This window comes from Okeania sp. SIO3I5 (assembly GCF_010672085.1).
Taxonomy (GTDB): Bacteria; Cyanobacteriota; Cyanobacteriia; order Cyanobacteriales; family Microcoleaceae; genus Trichodesmium.
Window position 1 is genome coordinate 1 of the sequence record NZ_JAAHHT010000152.1, and the last position, 23,160, is coordinate 23,160.

The following is a 23,160-nucleotide window of genomic DNA, read 5'->3' on the forward strand; positions in this document are numbered from 1 at the left end:
ATAGAATCCGGTTATATAGTATATGTTGATAATTCTATAATTACTTCAGTATTCAATCTCCCCTACTCCCCTATCCCCTACTCCCCTACTCCCAACTATACAATAACTATTCAACCGGATTTGATATTATTTGTTCGTAACCCATTATCAAAATACTCTTGCATATTTCTATGTACTTCATCAATTAGGAAACTTCTATATCAAACTGGTCAACTTTTTATGAACTGTCAAGAACTTTTAAAAAAATACTCTCAAGAATGGCAAGCAGCAACCGTACATCCATTTTTAAATGAATGTAAATTAGGTACTATTCAACCTCAACAATTTAACACTTGGTTGCTGCAAGATTATCTATTTGTTGTGGAATTTACTCGGATGGTAGGCAGAATTTTAACTTCTGCTCCAACTTCTCATTTTAATGTAATTCTTAGCGGACTAAATGCTCTCCAAGATGAACTAAATTGGTTTAAAGATAAAGCAACAGAAAGACAATTAGATTTGAACACTAAAAAACAATCTACTTGTACAGAATATTCCGATTTTATGAATCAGCTAACTGAAATGCCATACCCAGTACAAGCAACTGCATTATGGGAAATTGAACTAGCTTATAATCAAGGTTGGCAATTACCAGGAGAAATGCCACTACCTTATAATGAATTTGCAAATCGTTGGGGAAACCCAGAATTCACAAACTATGTTAAACTGCTAGAGGCACAAGCTAATGAGGTATTAAAAACTGCCTCAACAACAGTACAAAATCAAGCCGAAGCTACTTTTTTAAATGTCGCTAGACTAGAAAAAGACTTTTGGCAAATGGCGTACAATGCCACTAACTAACTAGCTATTAGCTATCAGCTTTTAGCTTTCAGCTATGAGTTATTAACTCATTATCTTGGAACAATAAATTAGTTTCCAAGGAGAATTAAAAGTTATGAATAAAAAGGCTATCTGCTGCTAACTTTAGTAAGTTATTACCTTGAAAAGCTGAATGCTGAATGCTAATAGCTGAATGCTTAAATTAACTTTAGGAGAAATTCAAAAAATGACACGAGCTATCATGGAAACTGACAAGGGAATAATCAACTTAGAATTGTTTGATAATGATGCTCCCAATACTGTGAAAAATTTTGTCGAATTAAGTGAAAAAGGATTTTATGATGGCTTGAATTTTCATCGTGTTATTCCTGATTTTATGATTCAAGGAGGTTGCCCTAATGGTACGGGTACAGGCGGTCCTGGTTATAAAATTAAATGTGAAATTAATAGTAATAAACATTTAGCTGGAACTTTATCAATGGCTCATGCTGGTCGCGATACAGGTGGTAGTCAATTCTTTATTTGTCACTCTCCTCAACGTCATTTAGATGGCGTTCATACAACTTTTGGAAAAACCGAAGATATGGATGTTGTAAATGCTATTCGTCAGGGAGATAAAATTATTTCTGTGAAGATAGAGAAGTAATTTTAATCTACCCCATCTACATCTATAATTTTTGATTTAGATGGGGACTTTTTATAGAACCAAATAAATTAATATAAGAACCTCTATGTAATTTAATTTCTCATTATTAGGGTTTGCTGAAAAAGTCTTTTAGTAGGGGTAGGAGTCAGGAGTCAAGACACAGGAGAAATGGGAATTTAGAGAAGGTAGTCCTAAGAATTGTCCCTTTATTTTTCTGCCCAACTCTTGCCTAAAATACTAACTTTTTGAGTGTTTTAGATTGAAACAGGCGCACTTTTTTTGAACCTAAAAATCCTAAAACCTTTATCTATGCAATGCTTTTATATTTAATCAGCAAACCCTAATTAATAAGTCTGAGTAAGTATTAGTTTTGAATGATTAGTTAACCATCAAATTATATTTTTCTGTCTTGTTAAATTCTCATTTATTCCACTTTTTTTATTTACTATTTTATTTACGAGATTTATTTTGTCTTAAAGGAACAGCTTTATACCAACCTAATGATGGTATATCTTTGATAACTTCAAGACAATTTTTCCTAGAATCTATAGGAGCATCAACAGAAAAATAAAGAGTATCAAGGTCGCCGTACTTTTGAAAAGAGTTAGTAATAAAAGGAGCATTACGATCTATATGTCTCTCTAAATATTCTGAAGAAGATGCTGGAGACCATCCACATTCTTCTAACTCTTTCTTCGTATCTCCTCGCAGAATATGATGCCCCAGAAAAAGGACCATTAAATAAGAAAATCTTTCGATACTTCCATCACGACTTACCAAATTAATCTCAATGTATTGGCCGGGTAAAGGCATAGGTTCAGCTAAATCCCGACAATAGCCTAAGTTTACGCACTTAACTTCATCACTGAGTAAAGAACAATCTAAATTAATAGGACATTCCATAGATATAAATTAAAAAAGAGAATTAAAAGTGTATTTTGATAAGTAATACTATCAATATTCTCAGTAGGTTATTTCAGTTATCAATTATCAGTACCTCCTATTTAAACATACTGAGAATTTTTCATAGCCACTTACTTAATTATTTACTTAAAAATAAAGTCAAAGTCAAGTTGATATGGGACAGAAATACTTATGAAACTAACAGGTAAACAACGTAAGCAACTGCGTCAGGCAATCATCAGCGCCTATCCTAACCCATCTGATTTGGAAATGATGGTTAGTGAAGAATTGGAATGGAATTTGTCTACTATTACTCTTGGGCAAAATTATAACAAGATAGTATTCGATCTGATTGAATGGACTCAGGCAAAAAACAAACTAGAAGATATTATCTGTGCAGCATATAGGGTGGCACCAGATAACGAAGATTTACAGCAATTTTGTCAACCTATAATTCGCAGACTTGAGGAATTTATAATTCAACCCACTTATAATAGAGATTATGGAGAATTTGGTTCTCCCATTAACTTGTCAGAATTAAAGAGCGATCGCCAACTTGAAAGTTTATTCAAACCAGAACCAAATTTGTTAGATGTTGGTTTTTTGAGGCGTGCTGTAGATCGAGCTTCTTCAGTCTGTCGAATTGAACTTTCCGATGGCAGAATTCTAGGAACTGGGGTTTTAATATCGAATCAGTTGGTGCTGACGAACTATCACCTCCTTTGTTTAGAAGAGGAAAAAGATTCCACCTTGAATACTGATAATCTCATTCTGAAATTTGGCTGTTATAGTTCAGAATCAGGGTATGAAACTCAAGGATACACTTTTCAGTTAGATTCTCAAACTCCTATCCTAAGTTCAAGTCATACGAATAAGTTGGATTATTTATTACTGCAAGTTGAACCGAAAATTTTGCAGGTATCAGATATTAAACCTGCACCCTGGGATATAGATGTTTTGCCACAAAGACGGATGGGAATTAATATCCTGCAACATCCAGAGGGCGACTCTATGAAAATTGCCATTAGTAGCAACGGAGTTAGAGAAGTCTATGAAAATATCGGACTAATTCAGTACGTGAGTCGAACATCCGGAGGTTCAAGCGGTTCTCCCTGCTTTAATGAAGATTGGGAAGTCGTTGCATTGCATCATGCTCAAAGAGCTGGGTCTTTTGGTAAAATTTGCGAAGGAATTTTATTTAGGTCTATTTATCAGGAAATTAGCTCCTATCTTAAGTAATACAATACATCTTTAAATAACACAATCCCTTTGAGCATGGAGGTTTCTGTGAGTCGTCGCATTGTCACGGTACAATATCAATCTCATTCAGACAAAAGTATTGATGGCTATTTCGATAGGGTGATTAAGTATATTCCAGGCGATATTGTAGGTGCCTGGGTTGCTGTAACAGGTTTAATTGAAAGTGCAGGAGATGATGTCCCAGTTAATACTGTTCTTTGGACTGCGTTTATCATTGGAGTAGTTTTAACTGCAGTTTGGACATTGAAGCAGACAAGGGAAAGAAAGAAACGTCCTGCTATGACTCAAACTATTGTCTCAACAGTTGCTTTTATTGTCTGGGTGTTTGCCTTGGGAAGTCCATTTTCTACCTTGGAGTTTTATCGACCACTTTATGGATCTTTAGCGTTAATTTTTTATAGTTTGGTTGTAGGGTTAATTATTCCTTCTGAAGACTCAATTAGATAAAATTAATAGATTTGGTAATGAAACTTACAGGTCAACAACATAAGCAATTGCGGGAAGCTATACAAAGTGCTTTTCCTCTTGAAGGAGATTTGAAAATCATGCTTCGAGAGGCAATGGAATTGTCTCTTGACAATATTTCTAGTGGGGAAAATTACAATCAAATTGTGTATAATTTGATTGATTACCTTGAGGCACAAAATCGAATAATAGAACTTATTAAAGCAGCAATAAAGTATGTTCCTGGTAATCAAGAATTGCTTAATTTCAAGCAGCAATTTATTCAAGAACCAGAACCAGAACCACCTGCAACTCCTCCAAAAAATACCTCTATTGAAGCAGCAACGGTAGATGTTCCTGATAATGAAAAATTACTGAATTATGAGCATAAATTTATTCAAAAAGTAGAACCAAAACCACCTCCCACCCCTCCAATAAATGTCTCTAAAACATGGTTTCAAGCTCTTAGAATTATTACAATAAGAAGCTCTATTATAACTTTAATTTGCATAATAATTGGATTTGTTGGTATTTTACAACCTTTTGATCTATGGGTTTTTGATCAGCTAATACAACTTCGAGGCAGTCTTCTACCAAATGAGCCAGACAATCGCATTCTAATTGTTGAAGTAACCCCAGAGGAACGTGAAGAGTGGGATAAAGTGGAGAAACCATATAGAGCTTCTTTGCCTGATGAAGCAATTTTAAAACTTTTGCAGAAACTAGATAAATATAATCCTAAAGCAATTGGCCTAGATATTTATCGCCCATTTAATGCTACAGAAGATGAACTAGCAAAAAGGTTGATAAATGACTCTCGCCTCTTTGCCGTTTGTAAAGTTCCTGGTGAGAAGGGTAACAAAGAAGCTCCTCCACCAGAAGTTTCAGAAAAACGAATTGGCTTTAGTGATTTTATTCTAGATCCAGATAGAGTTCTCCGACGCTACCTGTTTGAGATGGATTTTCACCCAAATCCTGATGAGAAGAAAAAAATAGGAATAAAAGAATATGAAAACTTCTGTCAAGCAAATTATGCTATTAGCTTTCAGCTTGCTTTACATTATTTAGGCGAAGAAGCACAGTTAACTGAAAAAGAATTCTACAAGATTCGTGATGTTGTTTTCAAGCCACTCGAACGTTATGCTGGTCCTTATCAAGGAAATATTGATGCAGGAGGACATCAAATTCTACTTGAGTATCGTAACTTTCGTGGTTCTCTTGAAAATTCACCTGGAAATGTTGCCGAACGCCTTACTTTAAATCAAGTTATTCAAGATAAAGTTAAGACAAAAGATATTCAAAAATATCAAAATCGTATTATTTTAATCGGAATAATTACTAGGGGGCAAGAAGATTATTGGTCTACTCCCTTGGGAAGTCCAAGAGTACCTGGCCTTTTAATTCAGGCTCAAATGGTTAGCCAAATTCTGCGAGCAGTAGAAGATGGAGAACCCTTATTGTGGTATTGGCAACAAGGAATTGAATGGCTATGGATATGGGGATGGGCGACTTTTGGTGGAACAATCGTCTGGTGCAATCGCCAACTCATGATACCGATCATGGGAACAGCAGGAATAATCCTTTTAGTTGGTATCTGTTGCTCGGTATTTTTGTTCCTTAATGGTTGGTTGCCATCAATTGCACCTATTATGGCTTTTATTTTCACTAGCATTTTAATTTTTTTACAAAAAAAACTATCCGACAGGAGTAAAATTATTTAGGTAAGCAGAAACAATGAAGCGATACTATCAACCGATTCTAATGTTGATTTTACTGACTCTAACAGTAGCAAGTTTAATATTTATATCTACGCCATGTGCAACTTTTTCTAACCAAGGAGATTTAGGGAGTTTTGAGAACCAGACTTTCTGCTCAAGCTCCAGAGGCGCTTATTATTCCCTAGAAAATTGCACATCATGTATATCTAGCAGAGGCGCTCCTGGAGGTCGTGAGAGCGGAGGATCAAGCCGGCATGGGGCACTGTAAAGTTATGATATTTCCCTTCTTCCTTATTCCTTAAAATAACCAAGAATCAAAATAATTACCAGGCGAAACATTATCCTGAAGAATTGAAACATTTTCTAAATTTAAACCTGGTAATTCTTCAATAATTTTTATATCATTTGCCCTGTCTACCAAGGGAAATGAAAACTGATAATAATCCTGAATAAATTTAGCTTTTTCTTGAATTTCTGCTTTGTTAATTAGATTGCCACGAGTACCAATAATAATAGTATTTTTGCCGCTAGTATGACAGATATAAATAGATGGAAAAACAGCTTGAATAGTTTTCACATACTCCGCTTCAAAACCATTACTTTTTAATGTATTGACAACTATAACTCCAGACTTTGATAAATGGCGATCGCACAGTTCATAAAATTCTTTAGTCGCTAAATTATAAGACATATAGCCATTACCAAAAGCTACATCGATCATAATAATGTCGTACTTAGTCTGCTGATTTTGTTGTTCTAAATATTCCCTACCATCTTGAATTTTTACCTTTAATCTTTGATTTAATTCTACTCCGAAAAATTTCTGAGCAATTGCCAAGATATTAGTATCTACTTCTGTACATTCTATTGTTACGTCTGGAAAATAGTGATGTAAAACTTGAGCAATACTACCCCCACCAAAACCTGCGATATAAACTTTTTTTGGTTGACTATTCCACAGCAAACCTAACATCATTGCTTGAGTGTAAGGAAAAATTAAATATGTTGGGATATTCAAATTAAGTATAGATTGAACCCAATTCATTTTTAAAGTTACTTGCTCTACCAATACTAACTGAATGATGAATTGAATTTTTTTTATAGTTAAAAAATGTATGCCAGAAGGTTGAGAAAAAATTACTCCATCCGGTTGTTCGTGGAGCCAAGAAATTCTTTGTTTAATCGCTTCTAAATTTTTAACTTGCCAATCTTTTTGATAATTCATTTCTTTAATCTATGAGGTACAGTTTTATATCCCCCCTGCCCCCCTTTGTAAGGGGGGGAAGCCTTCAAAGTCCCCCTTTCTAAGGGGGGAGCCTTCAAAGTCCCCCTTTCTAAGGGGGGAGCCTTCAAAGTCCCCCTTTCTAAGGGGGATTTAGGGGGATTGTCAATGTACTTCATAACTTTAGAAATTGCTATATCTATCATTTTTCCCTTTTTTCAATCAATATTTAATTAATACATTCCTGGCTAATAATTATCAAAAAAGTTATTCTACCTGTGGTAGTTATATCAAATCCAGTAGTATCTAATACCGCCAGAAACCGGGTTTGTTTTCAAGCCAAAGTTTATAATATTTACCTCCTACAAACCCGGTTTCTTATAACACTCCAGTATCTAATACCGCCAGAAACCGGGTTTATTTTCAAGCCAAAGTTTATAACATTTACCTCCGACAAACCCGGTTTCTTATAACACTCCGAAGCTAGCAGATTTGATATTACTTATGAATTAAACTTTCTCCCTTCTAACCTTTTTTTTGCTTCTGAACTCTGTATTCTGCCTTCTATCTCCTGTCTCCTGTCTCCTGTCTCCTGACTCCTTCTTCAATACAATTCATACTTTAATAATTTACAAGCGATCGGACCATTATAAAGAGGAATTCTCCCAGAAGTTCTTAACCCCACTTGTTTAGATAACTCTTTACTTCCTGTCAAAATAAAAGCAGTCCAACCAGTAAAACGTTGTTTAAAAATATCCCCCAACATTTTATATAATTTACCCAATTCTTCCACTTCTCCTAAACGCTCGCCATAAGGAGGATTACAAATAATTATTCCTTTTTCTGCTGGAGGTTCTAAATTAGATAAATCTGTTTGTATAAACTTAATTTTATCTCCAACACCACATTTTTTAGCATTAGCACGAGCTTGAGAAAGCACCTCCAAATTTTTGTCACTTCCCACAATTATTGATTTTAATTCAGTTAATTGACTATTCTTAGCTTCTGTTAATAAATCTTGCCAAAGAGACTCATCAAAATCACGCCAATTCATAAAAGCAAATTTATTTTTAAACAATCCCGGTGCAATATTTAATGCTTTTAAACTCGCCTCCAAAGGTAAAGTTCCAGAACCACATAAAGGATCTAAAAAAGGTAAATCTGGAGAATATTCTGCCATCTCCAATAAAGCTGCTGCTAAAGTTTCTTTCAGAGGAGCAAAACCCATTGCCAACCGATAACCACGCTGATGTAAACTACTACCAGAACTATCTAAACTCAGGATACAATTCTTGTGTTCAATATGAGCATTAATTAATATCTCAGGATTTTTAGTATCAATATTCGATCTGTAGCGAAACTTTTCCATTTGTTGCTCAGTAATAGCATCCTTTATTTGCAGAGCAGTATAATGAGTATGCTTTAATTTCTCATTACTTCCCGTACAGTGAACTGCCAATGTATTTTTAGGAGATATATACTTTTGCCAAGGAATTTTTTTTACTTCCTTATATAAAACATCTCGGTTAACACATCTAACTTCTGCAATAGGAACTAATACTCTAAAAATAGTTCTTGCCCAAAGATTAAGTCGATAAAGTAAAGTCTTATCTCCGGTGAAACTTACCCCTGTAAATTCTGGAGAGACATTTTTAGCTCCCAAACTTTCTAATTCTTGGGCAGCAATATTTTCTAAACCTTTGGCCACTTTGGCATAGTATTGATTCATTGCCTAGAAATAATAATTTTGCTATTTAGCCTACAATAACTGGATTTGATGGTAGAGTTGGAAAAATTGGAGGGTGCATCTCAAAATATTCGCAAAAATACTTTTTCTACTCCCAGTTCCTAGTTTATATTTTCCTAGAAGGGATAAAATTTTAGCTTTCTTAAAAATTGAGATGTACCCAAATTGGATGAATCAATTAGTGAAATAATTGATTAATCATTTCAGTGTTATAGTTTAACAAATTCTTGATTTTTGTACTTTATCAAATTAATCAAAAAACTATTTATTTAACTATTTAATTAGGGCTTGCTGATTAAATCTCAAAGTATTGAGATTAATCATGGTTTGAGCTTTTTTAAGTCTTGAAAAAGTACAAGGTTTTCCTTCTAAAAATCCCAAAAAGTGATCATGAAAGGGTTAACTATTGGCATAAAAATCAAGGGATAATTCTGACTCCTTTCTTCTCGCTCATTCCCCATTCCTCCTGTCTCCTGTCTCCTGTCTCCTACCCTTACTCATAAGACTTTTTCAGCAAGCCCTAATTATACCTATTTAAAAATTAAAAATATGAAACCAAACCTAACTAAAACTTCAGCTAACTATAGTCACCTAATTTCTCAAATATTTCCAGAAAACCCTTACAATGGTTTTGATTTTCAACAATATCCAGAAGATTTGCAAGGTTGGAATGGTAGACATAAAGTGTTTGCTGAAATTATATCTGAAGTCAAGCCTAAAGTAATTATTGAAGTTGGAGTATGGAAAGGACAATCTACGATTTACATGGCAGAGATAGCTAAAAAAATTAATCCCGAAGTAATAGTAATTGCCATAGATACTTTTTTGGGTAGTCCGGAACATTGGAAACCAAAACACCCGAAAAATTTTCAACAATCTCTTCAGCTCAAGTTTGGATATCCTCAACTATACTACCAATTTTTAGCAAATGTGATGTGGAAAGGATTAGAAAAAAATATTATTCCGATACCACAAACCAGTGTAAATGCTGCAATAATTTTAAAAAATATTGGAATTAAAGGGGATATTATCCATATAGATGCAGGTCATGATTTTGAAAATGTTTATTCAGATATTGTCAAATATTGGGATTTGCTAACCGAAGAAGGAGTATTAATAGGAGATGATTTTGACCCATTTTGGCCAGGAGTTCAGAGAGCATTCGAGTGTTTTTGTTCAGAACGCCAGCTTCAGATTATTGTAGATAAACCTAAGTGTATAATACGTCGTCAAAATAATGATGTTGAAAATAAAACTCTATTTAGTGACAAGAAAATTAGAATATTTTTAATTGCAACTTTTGAAAATTTCTATGTATCTGTTAAAGATACTAAAATAGTTGTACATGGAAAACAATTTAATCCTTCTATTAAATTAAAAGCTGTTGAGATTCCTAGCGAAAATAGTAAATCAGAGTTTTTTTTGACAACTAACGATGGGTATTCTTTATGTGCCGAACCTAACAACAATTTAGTCCTAAACAAATCTAAATTTAGCTCTTGTAAAAAGTTTAAAATAGAAAAACTATCTGATAATTATGTAGCTTTTTTATCTGCTCATGGCAAATATTTGTCTGCTGAAGCTAATGGAATAGTTACTGCTAATTCTAATCAAATAGGTCAGAGAGAAAAATTTAAGTTATTAACCCTTGATAGTGAGATGATCAAACTAACAGAACAATTAAATCAACCTTTTCTTTTGCCGAAAATTTAAGGTCTAAAGCCTCCCCTTTCAAGGGGATAAAAAAAGAAAATTCAATATTTCAAGCCTACTTCAGTAGGAGGTACTGATAACTGATAACTGATAACTGATAACTGAAATGACCCTTGCCAAAATCATTTTTCAACAAACCCTAATTATAAGCTTGCTGAAAGATTACTCTATTAAATTAAATTAGTTTTTTAATCAACACAATTAGATTTCAATAGAGGAAATAATCTCCTCAAAGCAAAGGCCACTGTCCGGCTGTGGACTAAGTTGGTAAACTTTCCAGTTTGTTCTTTTTCTTGGCCTTTTGACTGACTATTTAACTTGGCTTTGTACTCTTCAAACTTAGCCTGCACTTCGAGGCCAACTCGTGAGATTAATCTTTTCTTGGCCACAGTTGTGCGACTCCAGTTATAAAGTTCTATCTTGGCAATAGAAGAGCCAGAACTGCTGAAACTTTCAACCTGGCCACTTGACCTTTCTTCTTGACCAAAGCCCGTACGAGAAAAGCAGCACCCGACGGTTCCAAACAAACCCGTCAAGTACCAATAGTCAAAGACTTGCTAACTGAATTAAAAAACTTTTCACCACCCAAGAAGACGGTATTCTTGTTTCCTAGTAAAAACGATGCTATGAAACCGATTTCTAGAGCGGTGTACGACCGTAGATTTCGGAAGTCTGTCAAAAAAGCTAATCTCACGAGTCGCGGATTTTCTCTTCACTCTACCAGGCGTGGCTTAATAACCAGACTCCATGAAGCAGGTTACTCTTTAGCAATTATTCAGCAAGTAACGGGGCATAGAGATTTAAACTCTTTGAAACAATATATAGAGATAAATCCCGAAGCAACATCTAAAGCGATCGAGGATTTAGATTTGTAATTACTTAATCAATGCCCGAACCAAAAAAGCAGCACCCGACAGTTCAGGGTCAACCCGTCGGGTACTAATAGGTAAACATTTACTGACTGAATTGAAACAATTTTAACCGCCCACAAGGTCGGTGATAACGGTCTCTAATCAATATGACTCTGTAATATTTGGGGTCAGAGGCGTCTATCAATCTAACTATCAAAGAACCGGTAAAAAGACTACTCTTAGGAGCCGATGATTTTCTTTTCTTTTTATCAGCTTTGGTTCCAGAAAAAGAGACCACATAACCGATCATTTCTGAGCGTTCATTTAACAAATAGCGTCGCATAAAGATTTAAAGCTTTTGAAACAATATATAGAAATAGATGCAGAATCTGCAGAAAAAGCGATCGCTTTATTAGATTTATAAAACAGAAGCTCAACCTATCCTATGTAGCACTAAATTGCGAACAGCGTTTGCCTCAAAGAGAGATATATTAGGATGTACCGCACGAGCTTGTGAATAACACCAAGAACCACAAGTTGCAGCAATTAATTTATGATCGTACAAACAATGTTCTCCATACCTACGCCCATCATAATTAAACCTATAATACCAGGGGAAATGCTCAACATTAGTAACAAGTTCACCATAGGGGTCATTGACGAAAAAACCGTGAGATCCGTAAGCATGAATAATTACTGAGTGACCTAGCTCTCTAAAGAATCCAGGAATAATTACAACCTGATCATTATCAATCGCATTCCGAATATCCTCCAAAGAACCATTCATTGTTAGGTCATCAGGAACATCATAACTTTCACAGATTCGTTTCAAACCTTGTGGTGAAAAAATATTCCAACCATATTCTAGAGAACGTTCATATATTTCTACTTCAAGTCGTGGAGAAGGGATGGCACCACCAATTCCATTAGTTGACAAAGCCATTGCTAAACAAGCAAGATTATTAGCAGTGAAAGGGTCGAACTCACTAACAGTTTGAGAACGGTAAAAAACGTCTAAAATTTTAGTTATGTCCATAAAATTATTACCTCTAGGAGAAATGAATACAACAAGGAAAATTTCCAACTTTAACAAACACGGCATTATGAGAGTAAAGACTCTTGAGGATGGGTGTATATATCAAGAAGTCTTCTTTGGTGCCGCAATTTGTGCTTACTATGGTAATAGCAGTTACTATGACAATTATAAACGAATGGAACTAGAAACTTCTCAACTATTTAAAAAGGAAATTTATAGATTATTTCAACCAACAGGGATATTATGAAGCTGAAGAAATCCCTCAAGAGCCACTTTATGAAGAACCCGACCCTGATACAATACCTTTTTAGAGCAAATAGGTTAAGTCAGCACCAATAGTCTAACAGTTTTCATCCCTCCGACTAGGATAAATTAGCCGGAAAATCCTCAATAAAAACTCAACTAAAGTTATTATATTCAAGTTAGAAAAAAGACTGAACCATTCTAGTCCTAAACCTAAAAAAAAAGCAAAGATTAAAATGCTTTAGATATTTCTTCAGTTCTTATGTTAAAAATATTAATAGATATAGTACCAGATACTTACCTGGAAAATATCTAGCAGTTAAAACAGCAAAATTAATGTTCAACTTTGAGGAGAAAAGATAGTACATAAACCCAACAAACTTTCAGTCTTTTCAATGTAGATTTAAACCCCATGAATAACGTCATCATGCCAACAAATACAAACCCTGAAATCCCCACTGGTACAGAGACTTCTCCTGACACAATTACAAGTTATGTGAAAAGAATAGCGCTCGCCCTGGAAAAAGGGATAGCGGGAACTCAAACAACCACAGTCGAAAAACCACCATTACAAACTGAAACAACCGTTTTAGAATTTACTCCCGACAAAAGTGATGATTATTTTGGAATAGTTTCAACCTCAAATAATCACACATTACCAGAGAATGAGAGGAAATTCAATAATTCAGGATGGAGTATAGATGAGGAAGGTCTTTATCTTTCACCCGCAGATAATAGGAACAGATTATTGCTGTTGTCTCACCAATCTTCAGCAACTAATATATCCTTAATTAGGTACTATTTATACAAATCTGGCGATGACTTTAACGTTAATTTATTTGTTCCTATCCAACCTCAAACACAAGAAACTTTTCTGTACTCAATACACGCATCCCAAACTGTCTTGAGAGAAGATGTAAAAGAGAACTCATGGAATAACAGTCCCAGATGGATGTATTCTATAAGGTTCCCAACTATCAATTTTTCCATATACAACTACTTGTGTCTTGAATTTAACCTGCTGCAAAAAAAAAGTTCATATTTATGAAACTGATTTGAGTTATTCAAAAAGGAGTTTATTAAGTAGTATTGCTTTCCCTTTAGTTCATACAGGATTTTTAATTCCTGGGTTTTTAGGTTCATCTACCAACGCTAATAACAGACTTAAAAAGATCGAAATAGAGAAGTATGAGTGAACAACGTGGATTCCCAATAGAAGGTTATGATTTATTCATAGAGAGATTTGATAGTCTGCTGAATTCAGTCGCAGTTAACAACTCTAAACTACAAGAATTAATCAATATATTTAGACCCACACGTCTATCACCAAAAACAAAAGATACCTCACCAGAAGCAGAAGAGATGCCAATACAATTAACAGTTGAAACACACTTTCCTACAGGCAGTAGATTTGAATTACCTGTTGACTTTTTTGACTTTAATGGAGCAGATTGGTTAAGAGATAAATTAGATTCAAAGCTAGGAATTGATGGGCATAAAATATTCGCTTTTCCAAGTTTTGACCCAAACATTAGTTCGTCAGAAGGATATGATTTTCTAGTTGAAATAGACCCTAATTTTACCACTTTAGATGTGGCTAATCCTCCTTACATACAGTGCCACCTTTTTAATGCTGTGAGAGTTTCAAAAATATTACTGATGATGCTTGGTGGGTGGGGAGAAAATATGCTAGGTTACTTTCCAGAATCATTCGTAGGTTGGGTTAAAAAAGGCAATTTTGCAGGTGAACTATCATCTCATCCAGGTACTATTATATTGAAGCCTCACTTTCTAGCCATGGCAGGTTTTTTCTCAGTTAAAATTGAGAATGAAGGATGGAAAAGTGCAGTAATTAAATATGACAGTAAAACCAAAACTTTTACACTTTTAGGATATTAAAAAATGAGCGATTCTATACATGGAAATGCCGTAATTGGTGATACTCATGCTAATGATATTTTCTCAGCCTATCCATCAGGAATTCCCGGACTTCCTATTTGTAGTTCTCAACTTGATGATGAGGTAGAGAAACTGATAAATGAGGATAATTACGACAGGATTTATATAAGTCCGAGCTATCCATTAGCGGGATTGAAAAAAATTACAGAAATTCGGTCTAAATATGCAAATCCTGAAGAGAGTATATCCTTTGAAAAAAAAGATAATGGGTTCTATTCTAAAGTTGATTGGCGCAAATTTATCAAGGATGAAAAAGAAACTTTACTATTATGGAATTATTGGAAAGACAGACTCAAATATCTTTATGGATTATCTGAAAAAATTTGGATTTTACCTATAGCTTTATATTGGTATGAGATGAAAATTCCAGAGAATATACCCAAGATTTATGCCGACATTGTTAAAGAATTTGCCCGATGTGTTGATGTAGCTGCTATTTTAAAAGGCAATCGTTTTCACCATAGAAATAAATATGGGCAATTAACTAACCAAGGAATAGTTCTAATTTCTCAAGCTATAAAGACACCAGAAACAACTTCATAATTAAGAACCTTTTTTCTGTGATTAAAACCCAGGTATTTACCCATGGCTTATCATCAATTATTCTGTCAAAAATAGATTATTATTATCCTGATAAACTATGGCAAGTAGAAGGAGAAAAAAACCAAGAAACAGCAATTCTCAACCTAATTTACAAAAGGATGAAAGTCAGAAATCAGGAGCCGGAAGACCTCCTAGTAAAGCAGAACTGAGGAAAGAATTGCAAGAAGCGATCGAGATTAGACAAGCAGAACTTATGATAGATTTGCAACTTGACTATATGAACAATCAAGCTATGTGGGGAGGTGACTTTCAACACTACTTAAAAAACTTTAAGACTAGATTCAAATCTGTAGTTAGTAATGAATATCGTAAAGATGTGAATGAGTTAGATTTACTCAAGATGATTAAGAAAATTAATGTAGAAGGTAAAAAATAATGTCACAAACAGCAGTTATCACCACTGGTGTTGATGCTAATAAATTATGGAGTACATTTGAACGAGAAGGAAAAGGGTCTATAAAATGGCTTAAAAGAAAAGCTGCTGGAGTAGCATCTTGGATAGGGGAACAAATAAATTATCTCAAAACAGTAACGCCTGCTAATATAGTCGGTGGTGCCAAAGCGCTGTGGGAAAATTTGTCTAAAGGTAACTGGAATTTTTTTAAAAATTGGATGACAGATGCACCATTTGTAGGTAGAGCAGCGGGTGTGTCTGCTGTAGTTGGTGGTGTAATTGTCTCAGTTGTGGGTGGTGCCAAAGCGGGTTTGGGCGTTGCTGCTAAGGGAGTTCAGGGATTTGCTGGCAAGTTTGTCAGCAAAATCGCAGCAAGTGGATTAGGGAAATTTTTGTCAGGAGTAGGTATAACCCTAGGATTAACCCAAGCTAGGGTGTTAACCGGAGTTTTTAACTACACTGAAAAAGCATACAACTTTGATTGGTCTCAAGATTTTGGAGATGTTATTAAGAATGCCAAGAAATCTCTGGAAAATTTCTTGGAAGACATGACAGAAGTGGGAGGTGCTTTAGGACGTTCTGCTGCTAGATTGATTTTTAACAAAATGACTGGTGAAGCGCGACTGGAGGTTAATACAACGGTGCTTGCAGGTATATTGATAATAGATCAGACCATTAAAAATGATATGTTCGATACCTTGAGTGATGTCATGTATCAAGTGGGGTTCATTCTGGGCGATATTTTAACTCAGCTATCTTTTGTTAGTATCAGAAAAGCGGGTGCTAAACTTTTGAATAAACCAGAGTGGGCAGATGGTGGCGACGAACCTTTCAGAATCTCCCAAAAAGTTGAGGAGAAATGGGAGAAATTCAAAAAAGCTTCAGATATCCCAGAATGGTTGCTCGACTCTGGAGCAGCAGCATTAGGGCAGTTTATATCTGAAATGCGGTCGTTGTCTACTCAAGAGCGAACCGGAATAGTTTATGTCAGGTAAGTCAACCACTCTGGAGGTAAGTTGCAGCTTCTATTCGTATGGTATCACCAACAAAATCACGGATAGTTGGTAGATCGGTTGCTGTCTCTGTATCCCAAATAATTAATTATTATCAAGGGGTAATTTTTCAAATTAACCAAAAGACAGAAAAATTGTTACAAGGCGAACGAGGCAATTAATATACTTAGCTATAAATGTCTCAAACTAAATTATACCTAACTAGCAATTTGTATAATTGTCCATCACCTTGATTGGCCATCTATAAATTATTTTAGCCAGTTGAAATGATTGAGTTATGCGATCGCACTTATCACTCAATCAAGGCCAAAAAGTTGTAGGAGTCCCCGGGACTGAACCTACTAGGGAATTACTTTAAAAGATTAACTTGATCGAGTAAAGTATTATCCCCAGTAAAACTTACCCCTGTAAATTTTGGAGAAACATTTTTCGCTCCTCAACTTTCTAATTCTTAGGCAGCAATATTTTCTAAACCTTTAGCCACTTTGGCATAATATTGATTCATTGAGACCCCCATTCCCTATTCCCTATTTCCTAAAACTGAAAGTAAATAAAAGCCGAATAATTAGGGGCTATAAATAGAAGGATAACAGAAAAGGCGAATCCATACCAAGCAGCAAAAATCCAATCAGGAAATTTTTGCCACCATTCACGCCAAAGATTTTTATAAGTTGCAAAATGAGCGATCGCTAATATCAGGAATATTCCTAAAAGATGAATACCAAGTTCTTCAGAACCAGGTGAATTAAAAAATACAAAGGACTTAAAAATTGTTATAGATTTTTCCAACTCCACTGCTCGGAAAAATATCCAAGCGATGCAAACCCAATAAATAGCTAACTGACGGAATCTTAACAGGACTTACGCAAAGGCACTATATATAGAGTCTTGGTACATTCTGATAGCGCTAACACACCCTACTAATAGGGTTTATGCGTAAGTCCTACTTAATTTTTTCTGCTTGCTATTTGTTACTTTATCCTTCATTTTTCCTTAATTAGGGGTTGCTGATTAAATCTAAAAGCATTGACAGACAAAGGTTTTAGGCTTTTTTGGTCTGGAAAAAGTACAAAGTTTTCGTTCTAGGGATCTCATGCCTGTTAGGATGAAAGGATTGACTATCGCAGAAAAATCAAGGGATAATTCTTCCTCCTGTCTCCTCTAAATTCCCCATTCCTCCTGACTCCGTACGGACGCCCTTATGCAACGTCCCTACCTCCTGACTACTGACTACTACGAAGAGCAAAAAGACTTTTTCAGCAAACCCTAATTAAAATTAGAAAGCAGGATCACAATCTGAGATATACCTCCCATTACTATCTCTAGAAACTATATATCCTTGATATGGGTTAGTCACTTCTATAAATCTTTGAGTCCCACTACCAATTTCTTCATTTCCGGTAACTTTTATTCTTTGACCATTTTCTACTACCCCAAGTCTACGACTTGCCGAGTTGCGTGTCTCAAAAATATATAATCCATTTGGTCTGAGTACATAACAAGTTTTTGACTTAATTCTTCCTTGAGCTTGGTAATTAATTACACGCTCAGTGAGGCCATTGTGTGTTCTTGAATCTACACGATATTGGTCTGGGCCAATAATATATTCAATTCCTTGTACTGGGTCATAAGCTGCCCAAGAACTGCCTCTTTTGATAGCATTACCAACGATTAGCCAATCTTGCTGATTTCCATTTTTAGGTTGACTAATGAATATATACTCACCTTTCCGAGTTTCGCAAATATTGATGTTAAAGTTTGTAGTTTCATAATTTGCTTTCTCGGAGCCATATCCATAACAAGACTGCCCCTGGGATGGCAGAATTACAGTCCCCAACATTAAGGCGGTTGTCAAACCTCCAACGGTGGCTAATCGGTGTTTCATTATTTTTCCCCTTTTTGCCATTGGATAGTAGCAAAGCTCAACTATTATACCATAAATTGAGAAATATATCTCTGATTAAATAAACTAAATCTAGTTTAATTTGATATTTTTAACTTTCTAATAAAATTTTCTATGAAAAACTTATAGTTAAATTGTGTAAAAATTTTCAAAAGCAAATAAAAATAATTATTTTAGAGGCTTAGATCTCTGATGATAGTAATAACAGGACTTACGCAGAACCACCATATCTTGTAGTGGCGAGTCGCGACTCGCCACTACAGATGGTGTATGATTTGATATGCATGGCTTTAGTCCTGATAAAAGACTTAGTAAAGTATCTTTTTGAGCACTTATATCATGTCCGGTAGCATCAGTATTGTAAAAGGGTAAGAATTAAGCAATTCTGCAATTCAGAATTTTGGGATGAAAGCTTTAGTTATCTAGGCATTATATAAAATCCGGTTATACAGTAATCGCAAAATTACTTGATCTTAATACAGATGTTAAGCATGAATTGTTAAGCATGAATACTAAATTTAAAATTTCATGCTATTCAAATCTTTTCTTTCTCCTGTACGGGTGAACGGCCGCCCCTACGACTCCTGATATCAAATCCGGTTAATTGCACTAAGATACTATATTAAGATATATGTTGATAATTCTATAATTACTTTAATAGATATCTTCCTACATTCCCCAAATTCCTCTCCTGAGAGTGGTTAGGGGTAGGTCTCCATCTCCCCATCTCCCTTACTCCCTTACTCCCTTACTCCCTTACTCCCTTACTCCCTTACTCCCTTACTCCCTTACTCCCTTACTCCCTTACTCCCTTACTAACTCCTGTAAAATCATACTTTTATTCAGCAACGCCACACAAATAGATAGATCCCAAATCGGTTTATATCGCCGTGCTATGCAAGTCTTCAATCTGAAGAAAACCTACTTCTGGCAACAATTGAGGTAGTTCGTTGAGTTCTGGCATTGAAATATATTCATTATCTTGAATAGAATGAATATCTAATTGTTTGCTATCTTCTTCAACATAATTATTATCAATAATTTCTACCTCAGTGAAAGGATCAAAATTTTCAAATAGGGATGAATTACTAATATTTAGCGAGTTAGCAATTCTCGTGTTTATTCTGGATGTAGACTCAACTATTAACTGTATATCCTCAATTTCTGTCGCACCACCAATACTAACTGACGCAGTATTTGCTGGCAATATAATTGGCGCAACTGTTTCAAATATCCTGAAACCATTATTTCCCAATGTTGGTTCTAAAGTAATTGGAGAACCTATTTCTACACCATTAGTATCAAAAAAACGGACTTGATTATTTATATTTGGTGAAGCATATCCAAAAGAAAGGGTAGCTGATTCTGTTATTTCTGTAACACTAAATAATTCTGCTAAGGACAAAACAATTGATTCTTCACCAGTAATGCTATCAGGTGTTACAGAAGTTATAGGATTGGGAGAAAATCTAGTCCTGGGATTTTCAGGTATAGGTGCTGGGGGAGTAGTGGGATTTGGTGATTCTGGTAGAGGATTTTCTACATCATTATCAAATAATTGTAGTACAGCATTGTTGGGTGTACCAATAGTTGCACCTCCACTAATATCAGTTAATAATAAATTGACTGTTTCTGTTACTTCTACTAAATTATCATCAATAATTGGAATTTCAATGCTTTGAGATGTTGTCTCTCCATCTTCAAAGGAAATTATATTGGAGTTGGGGTTGCTATAATCTTGATTTTGTGTAGCACTGTCTTCAATAAGGTTAACTGTGGCATTAATAATTCCATCGCTGCCACCTGTACGGGTGACAGTAACTGTTGCAGTCGGAATTCCTTCGGTGACTGTAAATATAGGATCGCTAAATTGAATTGTTCCTGGGTTGGGAATTCGATAGCCAATATTTATGTTATTGAGGGTTTGGTTTTGTAGCAGTTCAACAGTTTGTTCTTGTGTTGTAATTATGGCATTATTTGTTGGAGATACTGCTCTGACTGGATAACTATCTGGTGAGAGATCAGCAAATGTGTAACTGCCTGATTCATTGGTGGTAGTTGCTGTTTCTGTTGTATCTAAGCTCCCATTTTGATTAAAATCTAGAAATATGGTGACGTCGCTGATGCCAGTTTCTCCACTATCAAAGAGTCCGTTACTATTAGAATCGTTGAATATTGTACCATTGATGCTACCGGGGAGTATGGGGAAATTGCCAAAGTTGACATTGGGGATGTTTTGGTTGGCGATAACATTTATATTGGGATCTGTGGTGGTTTGGATGAAATCTGATTGTTGAATTTCTCGGATAGTGTATGTTCCTATTTCTATATTTTCTATAATGTAACTGCCGTCTGAGTTAGTGATGGTATTTGGTTCTCCATTATCCAGGTTATTATTGTTGTTAATATCTATATATATGGTGAAACCTGCTAATCCTATTTCTCCTGGATCTTGGATACTGTTATTGTTGTTGTCTTGGAATTTGATGCCACTGATGCTACCTGTGAGAATGTTGGGAGGTTGGGTGACGTTATTGACTGTCACACTAATATTAGCCGAGTTTGATACTGCTCCTTCATTGTCTGCTACTGTATAGCTGATGCCTCCTATACCGACAAAACCCGTTTCTGGAGTAAAGGTGATGTTGCCTTCATTGTCTACTGTGTAGTTTCCTTCTCCTTCTATTGTGAGGGTTGTGTCTCTTTCTGTTGTCGTTGGATTTAAGTCTACTCTTGTGAGGTTTAGTGTGCCGTCGCTATCATTGTCGTTGTTGGTAATATTAAAAATTACAGGTATTCCAGCGTTGGTTTCTGCTATATCGTCTACTGCTACTGGGAGAATGTTTGTACTAGCTGTGCCATTAATGGTGATATTAACTGTAGCAGTGTCTGTGCCTCCGCTGCCTTCTAAATCACTAATAGTGTAGTCGAAACTATCTGTAGCTGTTGCTCCTACTACTATATTGTCAAATTGTCCGTTAGGGTTGTAGCTGTATGTGCCATCTGCATTTAATGTTAATAACGCTCCTGATGTCAGGATGATTTCTGCCCCAACATTTGTGGCACTACCATTGACTGCTGTTAGTGTGAGTGTGTCTCCCTCTGGATCTATGTCTGCTCCGTTTCCGTTGTTATTGAGAACGTTTTCGGTACTGAGGATAGTATTGGCATCTATAGTTTCATTATCGTCTAGGGCAGTGGGTGGGTTGTTAACTGCGTTGATAGTGATGGTAACGGTGGCTGTTGATGTTTGGCCACTGCTGTCTGATATGGTGTAGCTGAATGTGTCTGTGCCTCTGAAGCTTAAGTTTGGTGTATAGATAATTTCATCGTCTGTAGGATCTTCTGTACCTTTGTTGTCAATATTTGCTGTGCCGTTACTGGGGATACTGACTTCGGTGATAGTTAGTGGATCATTTTCGGGATCTGTGTCTCCGTCTAAGACATTGATGCTTACTGGTGTCTCTTCTAGGGTAGTTATATTTTCGTTGTCTGCTATTGGGGGTAAGTTGTTGTCGTTGTCATTGTCGATAATGGTGGCTATTCCTTGGTTATCGATGATGGTAGCGTTAATGGCTGAGTTGAGGTTGAGGTTGAATGTTTCTGCTGCTTCTAGGTTACTGTCGTCGATAATATCTACTGTGACTGTAGCTGCGGTGTCTCCAACGGGGATGATGAGGCTGTCTGTAATGGCTGTGTAGTCTTCTGGAGCGATCGCTATTTCGTCACTTGTATTGTAGTCTAGAATAATATTTTGTTCACTAGGTTGGTTGAGGGTAATGGTAAATATGGCTGTACTATCGTCTTCGTTAAGTGTAATGTCGTTGATGCTAATAGTAGAAGGGTTGGGAGTGACATCTATAGTAATAATATTGCCTGCTTCACTGTCATCTATGCCATCATTAACTGTAAATTCAAAGCTACTGGTATAAGTGACACCCTTGAGGTTGAGTTCGGGAGCAAATACTAAGTTGGCAATGTCTGCTGTGGTAATAATTTGGTTGGCTGTTACGTTGGTTCCGTTGAGTTGTAGTGTTCCTACTGTGGGTAGGGTAGTTATAGTTACAGATGCTAGGTTGTCCCCGTCTATGTCGCTAAAACCAAAGTCGGTACTAGCAAATGTGTGGCTGCTGTCTTCGGCGATGGTTATGCTGTTGTCCGCTGCTGTGGGGGAGTCGTTGATGGTGTTGATAATTATGTCTGTGCTACCTGATACTGTTGTTGTAGCATCACTAACATCATAGGTAAAGTCTCCTGGGTCATCTGTACCGTTGTAGTCGGTGGGGGCGTTGTAGAGTAGTTGTGTTAATTGGACTGCTGTTAATGTGTCTCCGTTGTTGACTACTGTGCCGTCGCCTTGGGTGATTGTGCCTAATGTGGGTAACCCTGTGACTGTGATTGTGAGGAAATCTCCATCGGCGTCGGTGGGAGCTGTGATTCCTAAGGATGTGCCTGAGATTGCTTCGTCTACAGTTAGACTGTTGCTATTTACTACTGGGGCGTCGTTGATAGTATTGATACTTATATCTGTGCTACCTGATACTGTTGTTGTCGAGTCACTAACATCATAGGTAAAGTCTCCTGGGTCATCTGTACCGTTGTAGTCGTCGGGGGCGTTGTAGAGTAGTTGTGTTAATTGGACTGCTGTTAATGTGTCTCCGTTGTTGACTACTGTGCCGTCGCCTT

At 35.9% G+C, this 23,160-nt stretch carries 22 protein-coding genes; 14 read left to right on the forward strand and 8 right to left on the reverse strand.

Features of this window, described 5'->3' with window-relative positions; translation table 11 throughout:
- Both F6K40_RS26720 and F6K40_RS26725 read left to right on the forward strand, forming a co-directional pair.
- Nucleotides 1–840, forward strand: an 840-nt coding sequence (locus tag F6K40_RS26720) for a TenA family protein (RefSeq protein WP_293140138.1), incomplete at its 5' end; no start/stop codon positions are given.
- Between the two features lie 205 nt (nt 841–1,045).
- A complete protein-coding gene (locus F6K40_RS26725; RefSeq protein ID WP_293140139.1) occupies nt 1,046–1,465 on the forward strand; it encodes a peptidylprolyl isomerase in 420 nt (139 codons plus the stop codon).
- 450 nt (nt 1,466–1,915) lie between these two features.
- Here the strand turns inward: F6K40_RS26725 and F6K40_RS26730 are convergent, their stop codons facing one another.
- Entirely contained in the window at nt 1,916–2,368 is a 453-nt protein-coding gene (locus tag F6K40_RS26730; RefSeq protein ID WP_293140140.1) for a hypothetical protein, read from the reverse strand.
- A gap of 192 nt (nt 2,369–2,560) precedes the next feature.
- Between F6K40_RS26730 and F6K40_RS26735 the strand changes: the two genes are divergently transcribed.
- The 3 genes from F6K40_RS26735 to F6K40_RS26745 are packed head-to-tail and all read left to right on the forward strand — an operon-like array spanning nt 2,561 to nt 5,793.
- Nucleotides 2,561–3,607 carry an effector-associated domain EAD1-containing protein gene (locus F6K40_RS26735; protein WP_293140141.1) on the forward strand — a complete coding sequence of 349 codons (1,047 nt, stop codon included), beginning with the start codon at nt 2,561–2,563 and terminating at the stop codon, nt 3,605–3,607.
- 48 nt (nt 3,608–3,655) lie between these two features.
- A complete protein-coding gene (locus F6K40_RS26740; RefSeq protein ID WP_293140142.1) occupies nt 3,656–4,075 on the forward strand; it encodes a hypothetical protein in 420 nt (139 codons plus the stop codon).
- A 17-nt stretch (nt 4,076–4,092) separates the two neighbouring features.
- Entirely contained in the window at nt 4,093–5,793 is a 1,701-nt protein-coding gene (locus F6K40_RS26745; RefSeq protein ID WP_293140143.1) for a CHASE2 domain-containing protein, read from the forward strand.
- A 295-nt stretch (nt 5,794–6,088) separates the two neighbouring features.
- Here the strand turns inward: F6K40_RS26745 and F6K40_RS26750 are convergent, their stop codons facing one another.
- Both F6K40_RS26750 and F6K40_RS26755 read right to left on the reverse strand, forming a co-directional pair.
- The gene (locus F6K40_RS26750) at nt 6,089–7,015 is read right to left on the reverse strand and encodes a spermidine synthase (protein ID WP_293140144.1); all 927 of its coding nucleotides are present in this window, start codon (nt 7,013–7,015) and stop codon (nt 6,089–6,091) included.
- Nucleotides 7,016–7,616: 601 nt separating this feature from the next.
- Complete coding sequence (locus F6K40_RS26755) at nt 7,617–8,741, reverse strand: THUMP domain-containing class I SAM-dependent RNA methyltransferase (RefSeq protein WP_293140145.1); 1,125 nt, start codon at nt 8,739–8,741, stop codon at nt 7,617–7,619.
- Nucleotides 8,742–9,308: 567 nt separating this feature from the next.
- Between F6K40_RS26755 and F6K40_RS26760 the strand changes: the two genes are divergently transcribed.
- Nucleotides 9,309–10,472: a CmcI family methyltransferase gene (locus F6K40_RS26760; protein ID WP_293140146.1), complete on the forward strand. Its 1,164-nt coding sequence runs from the start codon at nt 9,309–9,311 to the stop codon at nt 10,470–10,472.
- Between the two features lie 188 nt (nt 10,473–10,660).
- On the opposite strand, the gene F6K40_RS26765 is transcribed toward F6K40_RS26760, so the two are convergent.
- Nucleotides 10,661–10,999 carry a hypothetical protein gene (locus tag F6K40_RS26765; protein ID WP_293140159.1) on the reverse strand — a complete coding sequence of 113 codons (339 nt, stop codon included), beginning with the start codon at nt 10,997–10,999 and terminating at the stop codon, nt 10,661–10,663.
- A gap of 27 nt (nt 11,000–11,026) precedes the next feature.
- On the opposite strand from F6K40_RS26765, the gene F6K40_RS26770 reads away from it, so the two are divergent.
- Complete coding sequence (locus F6K40_RS26770) at nt 11,027–11,347, forward strand: tyrosine-type recombinase/integrase (RefSeq protein WP_293140158.1); 321 nt, start codon at nt 11,027–11,029, stop codon at nt 11,345–11,347.
- Between the two features lie 409 nt (nt 11,348–11,756).
- On the opposite strand, the gene F6K40_RS26775 is transcribed toward F6K40_RS26770, so the two are convergent.
- A complete protein-coding gene (locus F6K40_RS26775; RefSeq protein ID WP_293140147.1) occupies nt 11,757–12,359 on the reverse strand; it encodes a hypothetical protein in 603 nt (200 codons plus the stop codon).
- A gap of 22 nt (nt 12,360–12,381) precedes the next feature.
- Here F6K40_RS26775 and F6K40_RS26780 point away from each other — a divergent pair, with 22 nt between their 5' ends.
- The 7 genes from F6K40_RS26780 to F6K40_RS26810 all read left to right on the forward strand — a co-directional run bounded on the left by F6K40_RS26780 (nt 12,382) and on the right by F6K40_RS26810 (nt 16,732).
- On the forward strand, nt 12,382–12,606 hold the full coding sequence (locus tag F6K40_RS26780; protein ID WP_293140148.1) for a hypothetical protein: 225 nt from the start codon (nt 12,382–12,384) through the stop codon (nt 12,604–12,606).
- A gap of 408 nt (nt 12,607–13,014) precedes the next feature.
- Nucleotides 13,015–13,650: a hypothetical protein gene (locus F6K40_RS26785; protein WP_293140149.1), complete on the forward strand. Its 636-nt coding sequence runs from the start codon at nt 13,015–13,017 to the stop codon at nt 13,648–13,650.
- Nucleotides 13,651–13,790: 140 nt separating this feature from the next.
- Complete coding sequence (locus F6K40_RS26790; protein WP_293140150.1) at nt 13,791–14,501, forward strand: hypothetical protein; 711 nt, start codon at nt 13,791–13,793, stop codon at nt 14,499–14,501.
- 3 nt (nt 14,502–14,504) lie between these two features.
- Complete coding sequence (locus tag F6K40_RS26795) at nt 14,505–15,104, forward strand: hypothetical protein (protein WP_293140151.1); 600 nt, start codon at nt 14,505–14,507, stop codon at nt 15,102–15,104.
- A gap of 97 nt (nt 15,105–15,201) precedes the next feature.
- On the forward strand, nt 15,202–15,540 hold the full coding sequence (locus F6K40_RS26800; RefSeq protein WP_293140152.1) for a hypothetical protein: 339 nt from the start codon (nt 15,202–15,204) through the stop codon (nt 15,538–15,540).
- Complete coding sequence (locus F6K40_RS26805; RefSeq protein ID WP_293140153.1) at nt 15,540–16,553, forward strand: hypothetical protein; 1,014 nt, start codon at nt 15,540–15,542, stop codon at nt 16,551–16,553. Before F6K40_RS26800 ends, F6K40_RS26805 begins: the two co-directional genes overlap by 1 nt.
- Nucleotides 16,554–16,591: 38 nt before the next feature.
- Entirely contained in the window at nt 16,592–16,732 is a 141-nt protein-coding gene (locus F6K40_RS26810; RefSeq protein ID WP_293140154.1) for a hypothetical protein, read from the forward strand.
- 373 nt (nt 16,733–17,105) lie between these two features.
- Here F6K40_RS26810 and F6K40_RS26820 read toward each other — a convergent pair whose 3' ends face one another.
- The 3 genes from F6K40_RS26820 to F6K40_RS26830 all read right to left on the reverse strand — a co-directional run.
- On the reverse strand, nt 17,106–17,360 hold the full coding sequence (locus F6K40_RS26820; RefSeq protein ID WP_293140155.1) for a hypothetical protein: 255 nt from the start codon (nt 17,358–17,360) through the stop codon (nt 17,106–17,108).
- Nucleotides 17,361–17,847: 487 nt separating this feature from the next.
- Nucleotides 17,848–18,456 carry a hypothetical protein gene (locus F6K40_RS26825; RefSeq protein WP_293140156.1) on the reverse strand — a complete coding sequence of 203 codons (609 nt, stop codon included), beginning with the start codon at nt 18,454–18,456 and terminating at the stop codon, nt 17,848–17,850.
- A gap of 898 nt (nt 18,457–19,354) precedes the next feature.
- Nucleotides 19,355–23,160, reverse strand: a 3,806-nt coding sequence (locus tag F6K40_RS26830) for a beta strand repeat-containing protein (protein WP_293140157.1), incomplete at its 5' end; no start/stop codon positions are given.

What these genes read in the sequence shown, in the direction of transcription:
- F6K40_RS26725 (WP_293140139.1), top strand. Translation starts at nt 1,046, where the DNA reads ATGACACGAGCTATCATGGAAACTGACAAGGGAATAATCAACTTAGAA.
- F6K40_RS26730 (WP_293140140.1), bottom strand. Translation starts at nt 2,368, where the DNA reads ATGGAATGTCCTATTAATTTAGATTGTTCTTTACTCAGTGATGAAGTT.
- F6K40_RS26735 (WP_293140141.1), top strand. Translation starts at nt 2,561, where the DNA reads ATGAAACTAACAGGTAAACAACGTAAGCAACTGCGTCAGGCAATCATC.
- F6K40_RS26745 (WP_293140143.1), top strand. Translation starts at nt 4,093, where the DNA reads ATGAAACTTACAGGTCAACAACATAAGCAATTGCGGGAAGCTATACAA.
- F6K40_RS26750 (WP_293140144.1), bottom strand. Translation starts at nt 7,015, where the DNA reads ATGAATTATCAAAAAGATTGGCAAGTTAAAAATTTAGAAGCGATTAAA.
- F6K40_RS26755 (WP_293140145.1), bottom strand. Translation starts at nt 8,741, where the DNA reads ATGAATCAATACTATGCCAAAGTGGCCAAAGGTTTAGAAAATATTGCT.
- F6K40_RS26760 (WP_293140146.1), top strand. Translation starts at nt 9,309, where the DNA reads ATGAAACCAAACCTAACTAAAACTTCAGCTAACTATAGTCACCTAATT.
- F6K40_RS26775 (WP_293140147.1), bottom strand. Translation starts at nt 12,359, where the DNA reads ATGGACATAACTAAAATTTTAGACGTTTTTTACCGTTCTCAAACTGTT.
- F6K40_RS26780 (WP_293140148.1), top strand. Translation starts at nt 12,382, where the DNA reads ATGAATACAACAAGGAAAATTTCCAACTTTAACAAACACGGCATTATG.
- F6K40_RS26785 (WP_293140149.1), top strand. Translation starts at nt 13,015, where the DNA reads ATGAATAACGTCATCATGCCAACAAATACAAACCCTGAAATCCCCACT.
- F6K40_RS26790 (WP_293140150.1), top strand. Translation starts at nt 13,791, where the DNA reads ATGAGTGAACAACGTGGATTCCCAATAGAAGGTTATGATTTATTCATA.
- F6K40_RS26795 (WP_293140151.1), top strand. Translation starts at nt 14,505, where the DNA reads ATGAGCGATTCTATACATGGAAATGCCGTAATTGGTGATACTCATGCT.
- F6K40_RS26800 (WP_293140152.1), top strand. Translation starts at nt 15,202, where the DNA reads ATGGCAAGTAGAAGGAGAAAAAAACCAAGAAACAGCAATTCTCAACCT.
- F6K40_RS26805 (WP_293140153.1), top strand. Translation starts at nt 15,540, where the DNA reads ATGTCACAAACAGCAGTTATCACCACTGGTGTTGATGCTAATAAATTA.
- F6K40_RS26810 (WP_293140154.1), top strand. Translation starts at nt 16,592, where the DNA reads ATGGTATCACCAACAAAATCACGGATAGTTGGTAGATCGGTTGCTGTC.
- F6K40_RS26825 (WP_293140156.1), bottom strand. Translation starts at nt 18,456, where the DNA reads ATGAAACACCGATTAGCCACCGTTGGAGGTTTGACAACCGCCTTAATG.